The organism is Bacteroides helcogenes P 36-108, assembly GCF_000186225.1.
Taxonomy (GTDB): Bacteria; Bacteroidota; Bacteroidia; order Bacteroidales; family Bacteroidaceae; genus Bacteroides; species Bacteroides helcogenes.
Genome location: NC_014933.1, coordinates 3315808 through 3336989 on the forward strand (window position 1 = coordinate 3315808; position 21182 = coordinate 3336989).

Genomic DNA, 21182 nt, shown 5'->3' on the forward strand with positions numbered 1-21182 from the left:
GTGAAAAAGAAATCATTTTACAAGAAAAATAAGCATAACGATATGAATCCGAAAGAAAAAGAAATCAACGAAGAAGAATTGGAAGTTCAGGCTGCTCAAAATGAGTGTGATGAAGAAACAACCGAAAAAGAGACTGCACAAGAAAATGAAACTCCTCTGACGGAAGAAGAAAAACTCACGCAGGAGTTAGAAAAAGCCAACGAACAGATCGAAGAACAGAAAGACAAATACTTGCGTCTGTCCGCCGAATTTGATAATTACCGTAAACGCACCATGAAGGAAAAGGCTGAACTAATCCTGAATGGTGGTGAAAAAAGTATCAGTAGCATCCTTCCCATCGTAGACGATTTCGAACGTGCTATCAAGAATATGGAAACAGCGACTGATGTGGTTGCTGTCAAGGAGGGAGTAGAGCTCATCTACAACAAATTCATGTCTGTATTGGGACAAAACGGCGTAAAAGTAATTGAAACAAAAGAAAAACCGCTTGACACGGACTATCACGATGCCATTGCCGTAATTCCAGCACCAACTGAAGAATTGAAAGGCAAAATACTGGACTGCGTGCAAACCGGTTACATGCTAAACGATAAAGTAATCCGCCATGCCAAAGTGGTAGTCGGAGAATAACATAAAACAGTATGGAAAAAAGAGATTACTACGAAGTATTGGAAGTCGAAAAGACTGCAACGGTAGAAGAAATAAAGAAAGCTTATCGCAAAAAAGCCATCCAATACCATCCGGACAAAAATCCGGGCGACAAAACGGCTGAAGAAAAATTCAAGGAAGCGGCAGAAGCATATGATGTGCTAAGCAATCCGGACAAGCGTGCCCGATACGACCAATTCGGCCATGCCGGACTTGGTGGTGCTGCTGGCAACGGAGGCCCGTTCGGTGGCTTTAGCGGCGGTATGTCCATGGATGATATATTCTCTATGTTTGGTGATATATTTGGCGGACATAGCGGTGGCGGATTCGGCGGAGGCTTTAGCGGTTTTAGTGGATTTGGCGGTGGCGCACAACAGCAGCGACGCTATCGTGGCTCGGATTTACGTGTCAAAGTAAAACTTAGCTTGAAAGAGATTTCTACCGGTGTAGAAAAGAAATTCAAACTGAAAAAGTATGTCCCCTGCACCCACTGTCATGGAACCGGAGCCGAAGGAGACGGAGGTTCAGAAACGTGTCCAACCTGCAAAGGCAACGGTACGGTGATCCGTAACCAACAGACCATTCTCGGAACCATGCAGACACGTACCACTTGCCCTACTTGCAACGGTGAAGGTAAAATCATCAAAAATAAGTGCAAGGAATGTGCCGGCGAAGGTATTGTATATGGAGAAGAAGTCGTAACTGTAAAAATACCCAAAGGTGTCGCCGAAGGTATGCAACTCTCCATGGGAGGGAAAGGTAATGCCGGAAAACACAACGGCGTGCCGGGAGACTTGTTGATTCTTGTGGAGGAAGAACAGAATCCGAACCTGATACGCGATGAAAATGACCTGATTTATAACCTACTCCTAAGTTTCCCCACAGCCGCATTGGGCGGTGCGGTAGAAATACCTACCATCGACGGCAAGGTAAAAGTGAAAATAGAATCGGGCACGCAACCTGGTAAAGTCCTCCGCCTGCGCGGCAAAGGTCTGCCCAGTGTGAATGGTTACGGAACTGGAGATTTACTGGTAAATGTCAGTGTATATGTGCCCGAAACTCTAAATAAGGACGAAAAGAAAACTCTGGAAGAAATGGAAGCATCAGACAACTTCCAACCAAACACATCAATCAAAGAAAAAATATTCAAGAAGTTCAAGAGTCTTTTTGAATAACTGCTGACATACTACCAGCATTCATTTTTAATAAATAAAAAATAAATTCTTTTCGGCAGTGTAAGTTGTGGAGAAACTCCATCTACTTACACTGCCGAATATTTTACATAGTGATTCAATTATGTTCACTACATAAGATTTGTATATCTAAAAGAAATACAATATCTTTGGAAAAATTAAATCTACATTCTATGCTAAAAATCCTTTTCAACTTGATTATAGGAATTTGCATAATCTTACTTTTCTATGTACTATACAAAAAGGAGGATTTAACAACTATCAATTTAGAGATAGCTGGAAAAAATAGTATAGAATTGCAAAAGGTGATAGACTACTATAAATCAAATCAAGAACAAGAGAAATTAGATTGCGCATATTTTCTCATTCAAAACATGTACGGAAAAGTAAGTGTGGAATATTCTTTTCTTGACAGTACAGGGAATATAATGTTACTTGATACTTGCTCTGCACTGAAGAATCCCCAAGCTATAAAAACAATCATCGGCAAAGGAAATTTTATCAATCGTAGTATCAAAAGCGATCTGGAACATATAACGGCTGATTTCCTTATAGAGAATATAGAACTTGCCTTTGAAGTCAGAAAGAAATATTCTTGGTGCAAACATCTTACTAAGAAGGAATTTTATTCTACAATACTCCCATACAGAGTAAAAAATGAACCTTTAAGTAATTGGAGAAGGTTCTATTATTATAAGTTCAAAGATATTGCAGATTCTTTAGAACGCAATCATGCTAAAATGGAAGATATCGTTTTCTATTTTAACAAATATCATGGAAAGAAATATATCAGCAATGCAGACTATCTTCTTGGTGAACAGACCTATCAAATAGTGGAAAACATGGGAGGTGGAACTTGTGACCATCTGGCTTTGAATGCAGCATTGCTATTTCGTGCAATAGGAATTCCACTAAACTTGGATGTCATACCTTATCATGGAAAAGTTAATGGAGGACATGCCTATAACAGTTTCACAAATGAAGAAAAAAAATTCATCTATTTTTCTCCTTATGAGCGTGAGCCGGAACGCAAACTATGGATTGCACCAATAGTCTATAGAATTCGGTTTAAGGAGCCTGTTAGAGAGAACGTCACGCAATATTATTACAAAACCACCTGTATTGATTTACCGGAGAAAAATTTATGCTTGGCTACATTCAACAGAGGAAAATTCAAGAAAGTAATGAATGCCGAAACTGATGCCGGTACAAGTGTATTCAAGAATGTAGCATGTGAACTTCTTTATTTTCCCATGAGAGAAAGAAACGACTCTTTAATAGCATCAAGCACACCTCCCTTTATTGTGAATAAAGAAGGGAAAATCTTGTATATAACATCATCCCCTGAAGAAATTATATCTTCTCCCATCATAAAGTTGTATGACGCAAAGAGGATCCTTCCACTTAGGAATGAACCCTATGTACTATTGGGATGGGATCAAGGATGGAAAGAAATCTCAGAAAAGAATCCTTGTGACTCTACTTCTATAGATTTCGGTTTTATCCCCAATTACGGTCTGTTTTTGGTATGCGGTAACAACCGAATGGAAAAGATGCAACGCCCGTTTATCATTAATGAATATCTGCAAGAGTGCTATTAAACCAAATATTAATCCTTTAAATTTAATGATTATGAAAAAGAAAATTACGATCTGTATTACTCTTGCTGTCATAACAGCATTAGTTGCTTACCAGAAGCTGGAAAAAAAAGCAGTTCTAAGTGATATTGTCCTTCAAAATATTGAAGCATTAGCTCAATATGAAAATAGCAGCGATTGCGCAGAATGGGCAATTAAAAATTGTTATGAGGTATTCAGCCTTGAATATGGAGATAATTATTATGCTTCATGTGCCCCCACAACAATGGGAGGTATAGCTGAATGTGGTGCTATAGAAGCTCACAAACCTGCCGGGATGTCAAAGGTAAACTCTTGCCTTCAATGCATTAGAGAACATTAAGCACTTGCAATCATGAACAAGAAAATACTAATTCTACTACTCGGCATGGTGTCTTTGGCATCATGCCGCCATGCGTCAAAGTCTTCAGACTTTATAACCGTGTTGGCAACCGATACCCCGTCTGTCATAAATCTGCCGCATGACACTCTTCCCATTGACCGGATGCTTCCGACCGATATGGTTGCAATTGACACCTTCTTACTCCTCATGCAACATCATGAAGAGAAGATCATCAAAGTATTCAGTACCAATACATGCAAGTTCTTGGGAGAATTCCTGCGAAAAGGAGGAGGACCGAATGAAGTGGTCACCTTCGGGCGAATCAGCCAGTGGTTCATGGAAGACGGTGAGCCTAAAATCGTTATTCAGTCCTACCCTAACTATTTGGCTGTATTGAATATACAAAAGTCTCTTGAAGCCAAAGAAACGGTTTATGACCGCAAATACACATTCGAGACAGAGCAAGGGAAACATTTGTTCATAGCCTCCAACAGTGTCTATGAATACAATCAATCGGAGTTGATGATGACCAAGGATCCTATCAGGTCAGGCATCAAAGACAACAGTAACGACTTTTGGGAATTTTATGATTATGGCAAGGACAAAGTCAATCGTAAGATTGTTTACGAAAACTTCACCGGTCTGATAGATCCTTTCTCCAAGTCATCGAACAGGCTCTTGAAACCGGACCGTAAAAAAGTAGCGTTACTGTATTCCATGGTCAATCTTATAAGCATTGTCGATATTGAAAAAGCCCAAATCAAGCAGATATATCCCGAAGGAAGGAAGTTCGACATACAAGATGAATTGAAAAGAGATAATCGCAGTTCTTGCCTCGACGAAGGAGAATGCACCGACCAATATATATTTGCGTTATCCTCCAACTCTCAAATAGATATCTATAACTGGGACGGAAGGTATGTTTATAAGGCCGACCTCGGTGACAAGATCCGAATGTTCTCTGTTGACAATAACCAGAAATTTCTCTATGCCGTAAACAGCGATGATGCCATTATCAGATATGACCTGTCAGCACTGAAATAAAAAGGAGAAAACACTTTTAAAAGCGCCACAAAAGAGGGGGTCAAAACAAAGACTCACTTACTATTTGTCCTTTTTAAGATTACGCGAATTTCACGGAAAAAGAATAAAAAAAATCTGTGAAATCCGCGTTATTCCGTGCCTAAAAGAAATCATCAAGCGTATTTTGACACCCTTCTAAAAAAATCAGTCAAATTAAAGGCCAGATATCATAGAATTCTTAAAAACGCACTCTTATCCCTGCCTGCACAACCCCTTGATTGCCATATCCCAGTTCCAGAAAGCCACAGAAATCCTTTCCTATCTCCAATGCCACAGGAGAAACCTGATAAGCAAAGCCAGTTGCATTATCCGAAAAGAGTTCTTGCTCATCGGGCATCACAGATGAAGTATAATCTACAATTCCCGTCATTTTCTCTCTTACAAAGGAAACCCCGACAGCAGCCTTAGAATAGATACGAAACTTTGCGCCATTGATCCAATAATATTTTCCCCCAAGCATTACAGTAAAATAATCATCCTTATATTTAGCGATGTTGTCTGCGTCAGTTTCATCCATTGCATCACATTGAGCATGTTCGTAACCAAAATCCACACCGACAGCCCAATGAGAATTCAACCTGTACATATATTCCATATTAACAGCTCCAGTATAAGAAGCATTATCCGTCTTCAGCCAATGGAAATCAAAAGCATCTCCCAATGAAGAGTTTACGCTTCTACTTGTAGCAACACCGTAGCTTACAGAAAATTCGCTTTTCTTTTGCGCATTGGCAATGCCTACAGCAACCAACAAAAGTGCCACCATCATTATTCGTTTCATAATTATCCTCTTTTAGTTCTTTTTTACTTTAGATATAACCTTTATCAATCTTGCTCTCGGAACATTTTCATTATCGTCATAATAAGTTTCTCCAAGAGTCAGAACATGGATATCAGCAACAGACAGTTCGTATTCATACCCCACTTCATAGGTAAAGCCGCTGATGGATGTCGGCGTCCAGCACAATTCCTTATTACCATACTTTTCGGGAACTTTCACCACCATACAGTCATAAACTGAATTTTCAGTATCCGATATCGGAATTTCCACTTGCCTCAACTCAGAAGCAACAATAATAGTATAAGGCTGCCCCAATACTGTTTTTGAATCAGAATCATTATTTTCTGAACAAGAGGTTAAAGCTACCATATACATACAGAAGATGGTACTCAAGAAGAAAAAGAATAGCTTTTTCATAAATATTATCTTTTAAAGTTTCTAAAACAATGCTTAAACTATTTGGTAAATATACATTTTATTTTGACAAAGGGCTGTTCCGGTTTAACATAAACGATTATAGGATTGTTTTCATCCTTGTTATCATCGGTGTACGAATTCCCGGTTTCAATTCTCCATTGATGCAGAAGCAATTCTGTCCATCAAACACCAATGCCGCACCGGCACGGGCCGTATCCGGTGTACGCATAATCTCCGTCCATTGCCCATGACGCATGTTATACACCAGCAGACATTGATTGAAGCGATACCATTCTGCCGGATGAGTCATATAACCGGGAATGGTTTCCTGAAGTGCCTGCAAAAAGATATCTTTATGCACACCTCCTATACAAAGCAACAGACTATCCGACAGGGCAACAGCCGCACCCCCACCCAAAGATACCGTATCGCCATCGGCATTTATGGGAGCCGGTAACACTTTCCATTGCCCCGAAGCAGGCGAATAGGCATAGCCATCGACTGACAATGAAGCCGGACGATTGCCTTTGGAAGCGGCAAAGCCTCCCCATAAACAGAAAGAGGGTTTACCGGACATATCAAGCATAACGGCGCTGACCGGCTGTATGCGAGGAGTACCTGGAAAATCGGGAAGCCGCTTCCAACCTGCCGAAAGGCTGTCCAAATCCAGACAATATAAATCATTGCAAGGAGTGCCGTTTTTATTTCCACCGGCAATATACAGCAGATTACCCCATAGAGCGCCGGTCATATTATCCAGCAGACAAGGCAGATCGGGTAGCGGTTCCATCTCCGTGCTGTTTCCTTTCAAGCGAAGACGGAATACTTTGTTCAGAGCGCCGTTCTTGTTCATGCCACCCGCACAAATAATGCCCTCCGGGGTAGAAACCGATACACCATACGCCATCGGGCACGGCAATCGCCCGGCCTTTTTCCAATGAAATGCAGAATCGGCTGTTATATCCGCCACATAAATATCTTGATAGAACTTTTTCTCTCCACCATCTTTTGCCGGTATCCCGGGGAAGTTGCAACCACCTGCCATCAACAGCTTTCCACCGGCAATACCCGCAAAACAAGCGGAAACACCTTGAGAAAAGTCTTTATTCCAAGAGGGAAAACCTCGCATCTGCCGAAAATCGGTGAAACAGACACGAGGAACAGATAGCTCGGCACGGAAAGTAGAAGCCGGCAGCCCGGCAGCATTTACCAGATTGGCACGAGTAAATGGTTGCCATCCGTAACGCACATAACGAGGATTCCTGATTTTCTCGTTATACACCTTCAAGTAATTTCCTTCCACTTCGGCAACTGCCGGCTCATAGAGTCCTTCTGACTCCGCCACTTCAAATGTCCGCAAGAGCTTGCCATCTGCACTGCGCAATCCCTCTCCATAGTCAAACTCGATATATACAGCGCCACCACGACACTCTGCACTGCGGAACAAGGGTCCCGAAGGTACTATCCCACTCTTTCCATACGTCTTGTTCAATGCCCAACGAGCCAACCGTTCTCCTATCGGTTTCTTTGCTTTGGGATGAACATCCAAAGAATCTCCATAATCACTGGAAACAGCCATACCTATCCCGGATATCTCTTTCATAAGCCGTAACTGACTGTATCGAAACCATGGCCACGAAGGTCTGTCGATACTTGAAAGCTGCACAAAATAGAATGGCATATCGGCGTTATCCCAGTTCCTGCGCCAGCTATCCACCAACAGCCGGAACAACCTCCCGTGTGCGTCTTTATTATGTGCATTCGACTCACCCTGATACCATATTACCCCTTTCAACGGAAATTGTTCCAAAGGACGAATGCCGGCTTCATACAAATAACAAGGCTCATACGGATGGCGTTGTTGCTTGTCCGTTGATTTCTTTATGTTCAAAGCAGCACGCCCACGAACCCAATCCTGGATAAAATCATTCCGGGTCCAGTCGCGCAAAATAGCCGGAAATTCATGTTCCAGACTGCTGCGATCTATCCACGCCTCTGTGGGCGAACCTCCCACAGCATTGCATATCAGCCCTACGGGAACCTTCAAGCTGTCCTGCAACATCTTGCCGAAATAATAAGCAACCGCAGAAAAGTTTCCGGCTACTGCAGGAGAACATTTTTTCCATTCCGCAGGTTTGTAATACTGAAGATGATTCAAAGAATCGAGTACGGATGCATCCCATTCCACCGCATTGGTCGCCCAACGGCCTTTCATATCGAACAAACGGATATTCTCATTAACGGCCTCCGGAATATCCGCCTTTGCCGTTAAAGCATTATTCAAGCGGAATTCCATATTGGACTGTCCGGAGCATAACCATACCTCACCTGCCAGAATATTATTGTAAACCAACTTTCGTCCAACCGTGGATATAGTCATCATATAGGGTGAACCAACCTTCAGAGGACGAAGGACAACTGACCATTTGCCATCAAGACCGGTTCTTGCAATATGTTTTTGCTTGCCTATAGTTACCGTTACTTCATCACCGGCATTAGCCATGCCATGAATCTTCAGAGGGCAATCGCGCTGCAGCACCATATTGCTACCATAAACGGCAGGAAGCTGCAAGCCTCCAAAGTCACCGGTTATCGCTGAATATACGGTCTTTGCCAATATGCCTGCTCCTTCTTTGGTAGGATGCAGGGCATCGGGAAGCATGAACGGATAAGGATAAAGTGGCTCATGAAAATCGACCAACTGTACCCCCGCATACCGGGCGACTGTTTCGATAGCCGATTGGATTTCACCATGCCAATCGCGTGTTCCGCTTTCGAAACGCAGATGTCTGTCAGCAATCGGAGTCATCCGAGCTATAATGACTCTACATCGGGGATTGGCAGTTTTGAACGAATCAATCAGAGCCAGATAATCTCTTACAAAAAAATCACGGAAATAGGGCCAATCTCTCGGATCCGTATCATTGATACCTAAATGGATTACGGCTATATCCCCAGCAAATTCCATCGCTTTCCGATATTCCTGCTGCTGCATATAGGGGCGATGTCCCTTATTCAGCAGAGTGGCGCCTGATTTTCCAAAGTTTCCCACTTCATAAGCATTTCCCAACATCCGTTGTAATTGGGAGGGATAAGAATCCATCTTGGGATCGGCCAGTGTATAACCAAATGTGATACTGTTTCCCACGCATGCCACCTTTGTCCGTTTCTGAGCCAAAGAGGCTTCACATACCAGCAAAAATAAAATCAAGAACAAATAGTATTTCATTTCTCTGTCGTCATATTAAGGTTACTCTATTTTCCTTCCTCTCAATTATCTGCTTTTTCCTCGTTCCAATATCTCGCAGATTTTCCTGAGATAAGCATCAGCATACTGCTGCATGCCCAGATCACTTGGATGAACTCCCTCGACCATGGAATCCATCGACAAGCCTATTTCTTCTTTAGTCAAGTAATAGATATCGGCCACCTCCGCATTCATCAAGGCATTATAAGCTTTGCGTAACTGAAGATTGGTAGCCCGATAGGATGCTTTCACGCCGTCCGATGTGTATTCATTCGTGTACCCACTATGCTCTACCAGCAAGATGGGGGCATTACTCCGGGCACGAAGTATCTCTACCCCCTTTAGAATGCGGTCGGCAATGACAGCAGTATCGGCAGTCATATTGGGCATACAATCTATTACATACAACTTGGCATCTACCTCGGACAGCAGATCAAAGAGTTCCTTTTCTAACTTTCCGTTTCCGGAAAACCCCAGATTGATGACAGGGTGACCCGATTTTCGCCTGACAATATTCGTCCAGGCCATTCCCGGACGTGAAGCACAAGCCCCCTGAGCAATGGAAGTGCCATACACAACCACAGGTTTCTCTTCAGAAACCGGGATGAAACTTATAGAGGCATTCTCCTTCACGCCTATTTCCAGAAAAGAGACTGTGTTATAGAGAGGCAGAAACAACTCATACCCATAACCTCTGTCGGAGCTGTCTTCATAAGTAAGCCCGCCATAAGAATAGATTATCGTATCTCCGAAAGAATACCTTGCAGCACACCACCGGCTGCGCCCATTGCGATCTGTGGCATACAAATCGACTCCCGAAACGCCCGTAGCAGGCATGTGAGCCATGCTTCTGGCTCCTTTCACCACATACTTTATCTTGATTTCCGGCGAGTCAGAATAGAAAGCCACAGATAGTCCGGCACTATTACAAGACAGATCCCAGAGTGGCTTACGCACTTTGTTTTGAGCCTTGGAAGGGAGACGGGCATAAGTACCTTGCAAATCAGTTTGCCATGCCCTGCCCCGAATTACAGGGAAAGACTGGTTTTGGGGATTTTTCCATTTAAATTGAGCCTGTGACAGCAATGCATGCCCCAAGAAAATAATCAAAAATAAGAAGTATTTTTTCATTTTCATATTGTTTAAACAGTATAATTCCTTATCAACTACCTCAATTTGTGAGGCGAATAAATCAATCCCTCTGCTGCTTTCTCTCCGTCAGGAGTGACAAAGACAGCGGTAAACATCCATTTCACCAAGCGTACCTCGGGTATTGAGAACTTACCGACCGGCAACTTCAGAAAAACTTTATTCCATCCCTTGTTCAGATGAACCATAAGAGGAGGACGTGCCACACAGTTCTCATTGCCCAAGGCCACCTCATTGGAGAGTGTCCGGTGGGTGGCTGTCCATAAGGGAGGCATCACCTCCTTGTCATTGATCCAGATGCGGCTTCCTTTATAATCCCATTTACCCGGCAAAGGAGCCAGATCCTTCTCCGATCGCCCGTAATTCTGGAACTCAGCCCACAAACCCACTTCCTGGTCTTTGGGAGAATACACCCAAGTATAAGCATAGGCCGTATGGTTCTCCTGCGGATTCTCATAGAAACAAGGCAGCATCGTTCCCCATACATGACGAAGATAAATACTTGCCCCGATGGCCTCACGGGTGCGGTATTCCTTTCCATCGTATGTATAAGTTTCCTTCAATGCCTCTTCCGGTGGAAACACTTTCGACAGATCTCCCCCGTTGGGAAAAGCATCTGTTATGCTCCACTTTACATCAGTCTGCTTCACATAAGCAAAAGGATAACCTTTGAATGTATGTGCCTTATGCCAAAGCATCCGCTTTTCAAAATCAGCGAAAGCCTTAAATTCCTCCGAATCTTCTCCCGGCAAGATGGTTCCGTTCTTGTCAAAATATTCCGTTCCGCCTCCTATCCATGCACGCTCTGCCATAGCCAGCATATTAGGATAGAAATGATTCTCCAGAATAATGTTCTGTTCTGGCTGCACCAAACGGTCGTTCCAAATGGCAAGAATGGTTCCGGCAATATCGTCACTCCCCTGTTTGACGTTATATATCCTGCTGTTATACAACGCTATAATGTCCGCAAAAGTATCGAAGTGATTCAGATAATGAAATTTGGAATCAATGGCAGGAATGCCCGGTTGCGCCTTTCCCCGATAACTCCACAATTGAGTCATATCTATTTCTCCGGGCTTGTACTTCCATCCGGGATTCCAGGAAATCACCTTTTTGCCCTTAGAACGTACAAAAGCCACCATTTCGGGCACAAAGTTCTTGTTGGTGAATCTCACCTCATCCGTTCCGATATGCAGATAAGGAACATCAAATGTCTCACACACTTCTTCCACCAATAGTTTCAGAATCTTCATCCCCTCAGCACTTTGCATATCATGGCGAAAAGTACGGACAAAGGCCTCACTATGCCCCGGCATGTCTATCTCGGGAATCAGCATCACCTGATGCTTCTTGCAGAAAGCCACCAGTTCACGCGCTTCTTCAAGCGTATAGTATTTGCCGGGCATGCGGGCAATGTTCACACTGTCATTGAGCATCGGAAAGATTTTGCTTTCCAATCTCCATGCCTGATTTTCTGTCAGATGGAAATGAAACACATTTATTTTGAAGCGAGACAAAACCTCAATCTCACGCTTCAGCTCTTCAACAGATATATAGCTACGGCCAACATCCTGCATAAAGCCACGCACACGGAAAGCCGGCCAGTCGGTCACTTCACACCCCTGTACGCAAGTCGTCTTTCCCTTCTGCACCTGTAACTGCCTAAGTGTCTGCAATGCCCAATATACTCCCTGCTCAGTGGTGGCTTCAACACTTATCTTATTACCGGTAACTTTCAATTTATAAGCCTCACCGGCATTGAGAGTTACACCTTCAAGCACATCCACCAGCCTGACCTCTATCGAACGAGAAGCCTTTTCCCTGACTTCTCCACCCGAACTTTGAATAAAATCGACCCATGCATCCCGTAAAACCGGAGTAATAAGTTGTATCTTATTCATAGAAAATTGCTGCCCGATAAAAGAGATTTGCTGCGGGCGAGGCAACAGGTTACTCTGAACACCCGAAGCCTCTACCGCAGCAACATGTAGAAACATACAGACAAGAAGATATACAATATAAGTTCTCATTTTTCGCATTTTTTATAAGAGTATCACAGAGTATCCTCTGTAGTGAAACATAAATTATATTACAAGCCTATAGTTTCTAACTGAAGCCTCACGTCATTATCTACCACCTCATGCTTGTCAAGAGCAATGGCAACTAATAGATTGCAGAGATTGTCCGTCAGAAAGGTATTGACTTTCACATCGACTATAAACTTGGAAGAGTTACTGTAAACATTGCAAGAGTTATACTCCATACCATAGCGACTATGTATCATTACAATCACTAATGTTTGAGCATCCCAGTTCACTGACGGCAGTTTATCCGCATAAATATGGTACACACTACTTTCAAACTCTTTAGAACTATTTACGCATACATACGTTGTCCTAAATAAATCATCCTTCCAAGAAGTATATCCAGAGGAAGAAAACACATCTGAAACTGATTCTACTTGAAATTCACTTATTTCGACTTCCTTATTCAATGTCTTTCCTGAAATTTCAGGAAAGACATCCTCACTACTGCATGCCTGCAATACAAACATTGTTCCTAATAGAATGACCAATAATACAATTGAATTTTTCATACGCCATAGAATTAATAAGTTTTTAATACAGTATTAAACCATACTTATACAACCACTATTCCCGTACAATATCCTTCAGCTTTACAGCTTGAAAAGTCATGTGCGCCACACTGCTTTCATATAGAATACCAACAGTTTCCTTATCTATCATAGTGAGACATGAATATCCCCATCCATCATTGGCATCTAACAGCACCTGATTGGCAGGAAGCCATGTCACACCACCATCCAAACTTGCTTTTATCGTAATGTTCCTCCTTGCTTTCGTATCATCCGGATTAGAGAATAGCAAAATATCCTTGCCTAATACATTGTCTTTAGCCTTCACACTGATAAGGCTTGCCATACATACCGGCTCACGCAGGGAAGTGCGCGAAGAAACATGTTCTTTCCACGTCTTACCCAAATCATCGGTAGTGGAAACAGCACGGCTACCTCCACGATTGTCTCGCATGTTCAGCATCAGCACACCCGGTGTAACTTCTGCCACTTGGGCTTCAGTAGTATTAGGGCGGGCAAGAGAACCCATATGCCAGTTTTTTCCATGATCCTTACTATAAATGATGGACGAGTTAGGTATTCTATCACTTCCGATGAACTGGCTCGCAAACACCAAAGTGCCGTCTTCCATACTGATGCCTCGCCCCGGACCTTGCAACAGAAAGTACCAGGAGGGATCTTTTACCTGCTCCGTAATGTTGATAGGAGCTGACCATGTCTTTCCGTCATCGTCACTTTTAGCCATAATCAGTTGGGCGGTCTGATTCAATGTCATACCTTGCAAAGAATTCCACCAGGCAGCACCTACTCCCATACCGTGTGTCCATGCAGCAACAATCCAAATAGTGCCGGTCTGCTTATCCACCAAAATAGCCGGATCACCAATGCCATTCTGCGATTTCGGCATACCGTCATATTCACCGAATCCGATGGCTGTTCTCATTTTCTCCCAAGTCTGCCCACCGTCCGTACTGCGACTGACACCAATCTCAATATACTCTTGCAAATCCTTGCTATTGTTATAGCGAATGTCATACACACCAAGCAATGTCCCCTTGTTGGTTGTTACCAATCCGGGAATACGGAAAGCAGAAACTCCATCATCGCCTGCATGCCGCACACCTACACCCATGTAGTGCTCTCTCTTGGCATTTACTTGACGGGAGGGAGCTGTATTTCCATCTACCTTGATTGCTTTGATTTCAACTGATATTTTAGAGAGAACAGACGTTTTAGGATTCATCTGCAAACTTACCCAGAAATAATTAATACCGGGATAAAGCTTTTGAGCAGCTTTCAGTGTCACATTGTGTTTGGGTGACTTTACTTCCGATTTCAAAATGGAATAAGAAGAATTAGCAGCAAAAGTCCGCCCCTCCTTATGGCTGGAAATGTAATCCACCGGAGCAAAAATATTCGCATTCTTTCGGTTAGATGCTTCCGTACCGCTGTAATATAGCTTCACTGCTTCTATTTCAGATATCTTCACACCTTCGTCAAAAGTGAGTTGAAGCTCGTCAAGCATTTTGCTTTCCTTGGCATCAATGCGTATCTCAAACAGTTCATTGTCTATTCTTTCTATCAATATGGGCACATACATCTCTTTAATATATATGCTGTCCTGCATCTTGTCATTAGCTGACAAAGTGCATACCTGAAAAAACAAAGCTAAAAAACAAATGAATGATTTCATGATGTTGTTGTATTTAAAAGGTTAGTTAAAGAAATTATTAATAATTAGGGCAAAGATAGGATTATTTTTTTATTTATTGAAAAGCCTTTCCAGCCAAGGAAGCACATATTCATTCTTGAAATAATGATTGACACCATCCACATTGACCGAAATATAATAACTGTTTCTATCCATTCCCTCCGGAAGTTTATCCATCTTATTCCGGGCCTCCTCCATCTGAAACTTGGCATAATGATGAATTTCCACATTTTCCGGATGTTCACTGATCTCATAAGCCCGCCTCACAAGATCAAGGTCACGATCCAGTCCACCTTCTGTAAGTATCAGCGGACGCGGGGCAAGAGAAGCAACTATGTCAGGAAAATTAAAGTACCGCCAAAAATTCGGTATCAGGTGGCGAATGGAATTTGGGAAAGGACGGCGTCCGTTCTCATCAGGCGCTGTCATCACTATTGCCCGTTCCTGAGTCTGGCACAGAAAATCATTGTACACAAATCCGTAAATATCCGGATCCAGAGCGCCCAATACCATCAAAGGCTCAGTACCCAATGAGAAACCACTGACCACTATCCGGTCTTTGCGAATCATACTTTGCCGCTTCATCCAATCGAGCACTTGCTTATCAAGATACGAGGTATAGCCCAGATAACTCCATCCCAATTCCAAAAGGATACGCGAAGGAGTGTCATAATCATAACCAACCTGTGACAGATGTTCCAAATCAGCAGCTTCTCCGGCAGCAGCATTATCTACAGCCACAGCAATATATCCCTGCTTCGCTACATTGAGCGCCATAGCTGCGCGCATATTTTGGGAAGATATACGCCCAATCAGATGCTCCTTGGTCATACCGGAGCCTGGAATGCAGAGCACGGCAGGTGATGATTGACGGACATTGTCAGGTATCAGAACATAGAATGTAGAAACACAAGAGGGCAAAGGATAAAATTCCCATTTTTCCTCTTTATAACCATCCTTCTGCTCGTGACCGACACAAATAAAGGTACAAGGCTTTTCTGACTGAGGGTGACACATGATCTCCGCCATAGCCAGAGAAACATCTTTCTGCCATCCCAAAAAATCATTTTGAGTGAATGCCGGATTGAAAGCATACTTAGGTTTCATGTCCTTCAACATTTGATGAACAATACCATAAGTACTGATAAAACGTCCATCGGAACGGTCAGTTGTCACCACTCGATATCTGTCCGGTTGGAAATCATTCTGCGCGAAAGCAGTGACATACCCCAGCAGCAACAAAAGTATTGTATTATAAAAGCGGTTCATAAGAGATTGTTTTTTGAGATAAAAGAGAAGGGCTGTACCCTAAATTCACCTTCATAGGCAAAGCAAAGTACAGCCCTCTTTAGTAAGAAATCATACAGAGAATACTCTCCGCTTATTTTTATTCATAACCCGGAGTCTGTTTCACAAACTTATTGCTATTGTTTATTACAGTCACGTCAACCGGCCAAAGAAGCATGTACTCGAAACCCGGCTTGATTATTGCAGTTGGTTCTTCACCAGCAACATCTGCATAACCAGCTACGGCAGAAAATGCCAAAGAATTCTTACTTGCATCACGCAGTCTGACAACATCAAACCAACGCTTGCCCTCATAAGGGAATTCTTTATCACGTTCGTGCAGAATAGCCAACTCATTCTCGGCATAAGAGCCTTCGGTATAAGCCACAGAAGTGCTATAGTTATCACCATAGGCGCGTTGACGAATCTGATTGATGTAGCTTGCGCACGGATTACCTATGCCATTTTCACACTCAGCCATCATCAAGATAGCGTCAGAATAACGATAGATAATGTAATCGCTATCGAATACACGGTTATTGGTGCTGCTGATAGATCCAATAGCTTTCAGCATACAGCATCCCATAGCACCGGTTTTTGAATAAAAGTCGAAGAATGTAGCATCTCTACGAGTATCTGTAGCATCGTAACTCTTCCACAAAGATTCTTTATACTCATAACGGAATACACCACCGGCGCCTTTCATATCCAAAGTATCCGATTCAATCAACTTACCATTTCTGTCAGACATGGATCCCACAAACAAGTCATAGTTGGGGAAGAATTGAGACGCATAACCATTGGTAGCTTCATTGTAATCATAATGGATAGAGAAAATCACCTCTTTATTCTTTTTAGTATTGAATACTTCAGAATAATCATCCAGCAACTCAAATTTATCCGACGCGGCAATGACTTTTCCCAAAGCTGTCTTTGCAACCTGCAAATCGGTGGTTCCTGTCGCAGTATAGCCACTCTTTGGAAGATCTACCTTAGCAGCCCACATATAGATTTCGGCCTTCAGCATCAATGTGGCATATATACCCCATGAATTGCGGTCAAGAGTGGTAGTAGAGCCGAAATAGGTCTCGGACTTACCAATATCTTCCTTTATAAGATCCATAGTCGCAGTAGCTGTAGCACGTTCCTGATAGAATTTTTCTGCGGTGACTTGTCCATTCAGCAATTCTACCGTTGTAACCAGAGGCACACCGCCATAAGTCTTATAAAGCAGAAAATAATACAAGGCTCTCATGCCGTATGCCTGTCCTAAATAATAGCTTCTGTCTGAACTGGAAAGGAAAGAACACTCTTCAGTGACCCGTTGAATGAAATGGTTAATCTGCATGATGGGTGAATAAAGCCCATTCCAGTTGGTAATTCCGGTGGTGCTGGCAGTAATTCTATTACCCTTTACAACATCATAGTCCAAACTTGTGTTGATACTTGAAGTTCCTTCACGCAACGTACCACCACGCAACTCTCCCATTTGGAAGAATGTAAAATAATTGCTTCTGAGTTGTGAATGTATTCCCGTCATGAAGCCGCTAACCTGGGCCTCACTTGTCCAGAAGTTACCGCTACCGTTGTAGTCTTCCGGAGACATGTCTAAAGCGTCGCATGAAGAATACAATGCCACAGCCATAAACATCAATATAAGTTGTTTAATCTTTTTCATAACGATATATTATTATTATTTAGAACGAAACGTTTACTCCCAGAATCAAGGTCTTGGGCAACGGATAGCCACCGTAGTTGGTTCCGGCTGCTTCCGGCGAGAAGATGTGTTTAGCCTTTGTCCAATATCCCAAGTTTTGTCCTGTAACAGACACTTCGATATTGCTGCAGCCAATCTTATTGGCATACAATGACGGCAGTCTGTAGCTAATCATCAGTTCACGCAGAGCAAGGTAGCTTCCACTGTAAGCAAACATAGAAGTAGTTCTGTTATAGTTGCCCTTACCAAGCTGGTCGGCCCATACATAAGTAGGATATTTGGCATTTACATTATCAGGAGTCCAAGTATCTTTCGTATCTTCGATGGTGTTATAAGTACCTTGCATGTTACCCATAATCCAAGCGGTTCTCCAGTCGTAAACAGTAAAGCCTAAACGGTAATCGAAACGTGCGGACAGAGTCAAGTCTTTCCATGAAAACTGAGTATTGAAACCGCCCATCCACTTAGGAGTGGTGTTTCCCACCTTCACCATATCATATTGGTCGATTACGCCGTCACCATTCACATCTTTCCACTTCACATCACCCAATTGTACAGGAAGTGCACTGGCCTTTTGATTGGCATTCAGTTTATTGTATCCCTCAGCTCCTACATAGAGAGGACGGGTGTTGTAAGTATCAATTCGTCCGGCATCAGCGTCCAGTTCGGCCTGTGTCCGATAAAGTCCTTCAGCTACGAAAGCATAGAAATCTCCGGGACGACGACCTTCTTGATATCCACCTACCCACTCTTTCTCGTTCCCGTTTCCGGTATATACTTCATACATATTCTGACCGTTTCTTACAGCACCGTTATTGGGCAGTTCGATAACCTTATTGATATTGTAAGAGCCATTCAGACCTAAATTCCATTTCCAGTCCTTCTTGTCCAGAATCTTAAAGCTCGTTTCAAATTCGAAACCAGAGTTACGAATCTTACCGTTGTTTGAAACCACAGACGTTACACCAGAAGTAGAAGGCACTGTGATGTTGGCAAACTTATCATACGTGTTACGGGTGTAGTAAGTCAAATTAGCGGAGATACGGTTTTGCAAGAAACTCAAGTCCAAACCAACCTCTACTGTTTTCGAAGTTTCCCAAGTCAGATATGGATTAGGAAGCGCACCAAGCAGATAGCCTACATTTCCATTGTATTTATTTGTTCCATAGGAGCCTTGCACGGTATAGTTACCTACAAAGTCTTTGTTCACATTACCATTCACACCGTAACTGGCGCGTAACTTAGCAAATGAAATGATATCCTGGAACTGTTCCATGAAAGCTTCTTTGCCGAACACCCATCCGGCAGATACACCCGGGAATACACCCCAACGATTGTCTTTTGCCAATTTAGAGTAACCATCCTTACGGATAACGAAAGAGAATAAGTACTTGCTCTTGTAGTCATAGTTGGCACGTCCGAAGAAAGACATCAGACGGTTGCCGTAATGCCAAGAATCAATACTGCGTGAACCTGCAGTGGTTGCAGTCAAAGACAAGTCACCAAACTCGTCAGTAGGCGCACCGCTACCGGAAGCGCTGAAACCCTTGGTAAAAGTAGAATAATACTCAAAACCTGCCATTGCCGAAACATAGTGGTCTTTGGTCAACTGCTTGTCATAAGTCAAAACGGCATTATAAGTTTGGTCAAAGGTTCTTTGCTGTTGGGCGGAAGTATTTCTGCTGGTAACATAAGTACCGGGTGACCTCATATAATCTTTATAAAAGGCTTCATACTTTTCATCGCTATACTGCCATGTAGCTCCTACTTTCAAGTTAAGCCCGTCATATAAATTGGCAGTGAACGACTGTCCCATGATAAACTTGTCCGTATTGTTGTCTTGAGTTAAGGAATTGATATTATACTGTTGGTTACCATCACTGTAATTGTTGCCAAGCAACTGCTCACCTGCCGCATTGTAACCACGGAAAGTAGAAGGCAAAGACAAGCAGCGAGAGAAATAGTTGTTCTCTGCCGTCTGTGATGCAGGAAGTCCATACCATTTGGCATCCGCAAAACTGAAATTGCTGCTGGAAGTCAACCAGCTCTTCAATTTGTAATCTGCATTGAAAGTAAACGTAATGCGTTGATACCAGTTATTGATGGCAGTACCTTCGCTCTTGTTGTACCCCATACCGGCATAATAGTGACCTTTGTCGTTACCACCGCTTACGTTCAAGTTATAGTCCTGAGAGAAAGACGGAGTCTGAATATTAAAATCTGCTATATCAAAGTTCTTATAGATGATTTTTCCACCATAAACGGGATCGGTCATCGTTTCCCATCCTTGATTCAGCAAAAATGACAAGTTGTCGCTATACACCATAGGACTCCAAATGGCAGAACTTGTCTTGTTGCCGTCAAGCGGAGTAACTCCATCCGTATCGAAGTATTTGTTACCGGTTCCGTAAGGAGTGGCCGCAGTAAGTGAGCCCAAAGAAGACCATGCCTTTACAGCCGATCCGTCAGGATGAGTGGTGTCTCCCATATAAGCATTCTTATAAGAAGTACGCATCCAATAAAGATAGTCACCGGCATTCATAAAGTCATAAGAGTTGTTGAAGTGATTCCAACCAAACTTTGCTTTCAAATTCACCTCTGTTTTTCCTTCTTTACCACGCTTGGTCGTAACCAAGATAACACCATTGTTGGCACGTGCACCATAAATGGCAGTTGCACCTGCGTCTTTCAGCACCTCCATAGATTCAATGTCCTCAGGATTGATGTCGCTAAGAGCATCACGCACCTGTCCGTCAATGATAACCAATGGAGAACCGGAACCATCGAAATTCGTACCACCACGAAGAGTGATAGTCGGGGTAGCTCCCGGATTACCGGAAGTCTGCTGTACTTGCAAACCGGCCACTGCACCTGACAATGCCTGCGCCGGATTGCTGAACAATCCCTGTGACAAAGTTTTTTCCTCAACTTTGGAGATAGAGTTTGTCACCTTAGTGCGCAACTGCTTGCCACCATATCCGGTAACAACAACTTCTTGCAGAAGTTCGGAATCATCATCCATTCTGATTACCATCTCTCCACCGTTAAACTGCTTTGCAGATATCATTTTGGTCTTATAGCCAACAAAGGATATCTTTACCTGCGCATTTTCACCGATTTTCAAGGTAAATTTACCATCGATATCAGTAACTACGCCATTCGTAGTACCATTTTCAACAACACTCGCACCGATAATCGGTTCCTTTGCATTGTCAACAACGATACCCTTCACCGTTTTTTGCGCCCATAGACTTACTGAAGTCAACAAACACAACATGAAAAATAGTCTTTTCATACCATTGTTAATTAGAGTTTAATAAAAATTTGATTTGGATTTATACAGTACATCCTTCCATATGCATTGATGCTTATCAAAGGAAAATAGAGTTTCTGT

The 21182-nt window shown here is 42.8% G+C and carries 15 protein-coding genes; 5 read left to right on the forward strand and 10 right to left on the reverse strand.

Annotated features, from left to right (window positions below):
* The 5 genes from BACHE_RS13680 to BACHE_RS13700 all read left to right on the forward strand — a co-directional run bounded on the left by BACHE_RS13680 (window position 1) and on the right by BACHE_RS13700 (window position 4844).
* Entirely contained in the window at window positions 1-630 is a 630-nt protein-coding gene (locus BACHE_RS13680; RefSeq protein ID WP_041579435.1) for a nucleotide exchange factor GrpE, read from the forward strand.
* Window positions 631-641: 11 nt separating this feature from the next.
* A complete protein-coding gene (gene dnaJ, locus BACHE_RS13685; RefSeq protein ID WP_013548304.1) occupies window positions 642-1823 on the forward strand; it encodes a molecular chaperone DnaJ in 1182 nt (393 codons plus the stop codon).
* 167 nt (window positions 1824-1990) lie between these two features.
* Window positions 1991-3442, forward strand: coding sequence for a hypothetical protein (locus tag BACHE_RS13690; RefSeq protein ID WP_148229858.1), 1452 nt, complete (start codon window positions 1991-1993; stop codon window positions 3440-3442).
* 31 nt (window positions 3443-3473) lie between these two features.
* The gene (locus tag BACHE_RS13695) at window positions 3474-3800 is read left to right on the forward strand and encodes an NVEALA domain-containing protein (protein WP_013548306.1); all 327 of its coding nucleotides are present in this window, start codon (window positions 3474-3476) and stop codon (window positions 3798-3800) included.
* A gap of 12 nt (window positions 3801-3812) precedes the next feature.
* Window positions 3813-4844 (forward strand): hypothetical protein, encoded by a 1032-nt coding sequence (locus BACHE_RS13700; protein ID WP_013548307.1) that lies wholly within the window; start codon window positions 3813-3815, stop codon window positions 4842-4844.
* Window positions 4845-5061: 217 nt separating this feature from the next.
* Here the strand turns inward: BACHE_RS13700 and BACHE_RS13705 are convergent, their stop codons facing one another.
* The 10 genes from BACHE_RS13705 to BACHE_RS13750 form a co-directional block, all read right to left on the reverse strand.
* Window positions 5062-5664: an outer membrane beta-barrel protein gene (locus tag BACHE_RS13705; protein WP_013548308.1), complete on the reverse strand. Its 603-nt coding sequence runs from the start codon at window positions 5662-5664 to the stop codon at window positions 5062-5064.
* Between the two features lie 12 nt (window positions 5665-5676).
* The gene (locus tag BACHE_RS13710; protein ID WP_013548309.1) at window positions 5677-6081 is read right to left on the reverse strand and encodes a DUF4377 domain-containing protein; all 405 of its coding nucleotides are present in this window, start codon (window positions 6079-6081) and stop codon (window positions 5677-5679) included.
* Window positions 6082-6178: 97 nt separating this feature from the next.
* Window positions 6179-9310, reverse strand: coding sequence for a cyclically-permuted mutarotase family protein (locus BACHE_RS13715; protein WP_013548310.1), 3132 nt, complete (start codon window positions 9308-9310; stop codon window positions 6179-6181).
* Between the two features lie 45 nt (window positions 9311-9355).
* Window positions 9356-10459 (reverse strand): SGNH/GDSL hydrolase family protein, encoded by a 1104-nt coding sequence (locus BACHE_RS13720; protein ID WP_013548311.1) that lies wholly within the window; start codon window positions 10457-10459, stop codon window positions 9356-9358.
* Window positions 10460-10494: 35 nt separating this feature from the next.
* A complete protein-coding gene (locus BACHE_RS13725; protein ID WP_407707866.1) occupies window positions 10495-12474 on the reverse strand; it encodes a family 20 glycosylhydrolase in 1980 nt (659 codons plus the stop codon).
* Window positions 12475-12566: 92 nt separating this feature from the next.
* Entirely contained in the window at window positions 12567-13031 is a 465-nt protein-coding gene (locus BACHE_RS13730) for a hypothetical protein (RefSeq protein WP_041579440.1), read from the reverse strand.
* Between the two features lie 97 nt (window positions 13032-13128).
* Window positions 13129-14700, reverse strand: a complete 1572-nt coding sequence (locus BACHE_RS13735) for a sialidase family protein (protein ID WP_245530946.1) — start codon at window positions 14698-14700, stop codon at window positions 13129-13131.
* Between the two features lie 135 nt (window positions 14701-14835).
* Window positions 14836-16053, reverse strand: coding sequence for an alpha/beta hydrolase family protein (locus BACHE_RS13740; protein WP_013548315.1), 1218 nt, complete (start codon window positions 16051-16053; stop codon window positions 14836-14838).
* Window positions 16054-16171: 118 nt separating this feature from the next.
* Window positions 16172-17749, reverse strand: a complete 1578-nt coding sequence (locus BACHE_RS13745) for a RagB/SusD family nutrient uptake outer membrane protein (protein WP_013548316.1) — start codon at window positions 17747-17749, stop codon at window positions 16172-16174.
* A gap of 19 nt (window positions 17750-17768) precedes the next feature.
* Window positions 17769-21083 carry a SusC/RagA family TonB-linked outer membrane protein gene (locus BACHE_RS13750; RefSeq protein WP_013548317.1) on the reverse strand — a complete coding sequence of 1105 codons (3315 nt, stop codon included), beginning with the start codon at window positions 21081-21083 and terminating at the stop codon, window positions 17769-17771.
* Between the last annotated feature and the right edge of the window lie 99 nt (window positions 21084-21182).

Excerpts from the sequence above, each read along its gene's own strand:
- BACHE_RS13710 (WP_013548309.1), bottom strand. The coding sequence starts at position 6,081 with ATGAAAAAGCTATTCTTTTTCTTCTTGAGTACCATCTTCTGTATGTAT.
- BACHE_RS13745 (WP_013548316.1), bottom strand. The coding sequence starts at position 17,749 with ATGAAAAAGATTAAACAACTTATATTGATGTTTATGGCTGTGGCATTG.
- BACHE_RS13705 (WP_013548308.1), bottom strand. The coding sequence starts at position 5,664 with ATGAAACGAATAATGATGGTGGCACTTTTGTTGGTTGCTGTAGGCATT.
- BACHE_RS13730 (WP_041579440.1), bottom strand. The coding sequence starts at position 13,031 with ATGTTTGTATTGCAGGCATGCAGTAGTGAGGATGTCTTTCCTGAAATT.
- BACHE_RS13700 (WP_013548307.1), top strand. The coding sequence starts at position 3,813 with ATGAACAAGAAAATACTAATTCTACTACTCGGCATGGTGTCTTTGGCA.
- BACHE_RS13740 (WP_013548315.1), bottom strand. The coding sequence starts at position 16,053 with ATGAACCGCTTTTATAATACAATACTTTTGTTGCTGCTGGGGTATGTC.
- BACHE_RS13715 (WP_013548310.1), bottom strand. The coding sequence starts at position 9,310 with ATGAAATACTATTTGTTCTTGATTTTATTTTTGCTGGTATGTGAAGCC.
- BACHE_RS13735 (WP_245530946.1), bottom strand. The coding sequence starts at position 14,700 with ATGCAGGACAGCATATATATTAAAGAGATGTATGTGCCCATATTGATA.
- BACHE_RS13720 (WP_013548311.1), bottom strand. The coding sequence starts at position 10,459 with ATGAAAAAATACTTCTTATTTTTGATTATTTTCTTGGGGCATGCATTG.
- dnaJ (WP_013548304.1), top strand. The coding sequence starts at position 642 with ATGGAAAAAAGAGATTACTACGAAGTATTGGAAGTCGAAAAGACTGCA.
- BACHE_RS13695 (WP_013548306.1), top strand. The coding sequence starts at position 3,474 with ATGAAAAAGAAAATTACGATCTGTATTACTCTTGCTGTCATAACAGCA.
- BACHE_RS13725 (WP_407707866.1), bottom strand. The coding sequence starts at position 12,474 with ATGTTTCTACATGTTGCTGCGGTAGAGGCTTCGGGTGTTCAGAGTAAC.
- BACHE_RS13750 (WP_013548317.1), bottom strand. The coding sequence starts at position 21,083 with ATGAAAAGACTATTTTTCATGTTGTGTTTGTTGACTTCAGTAAGTCTA.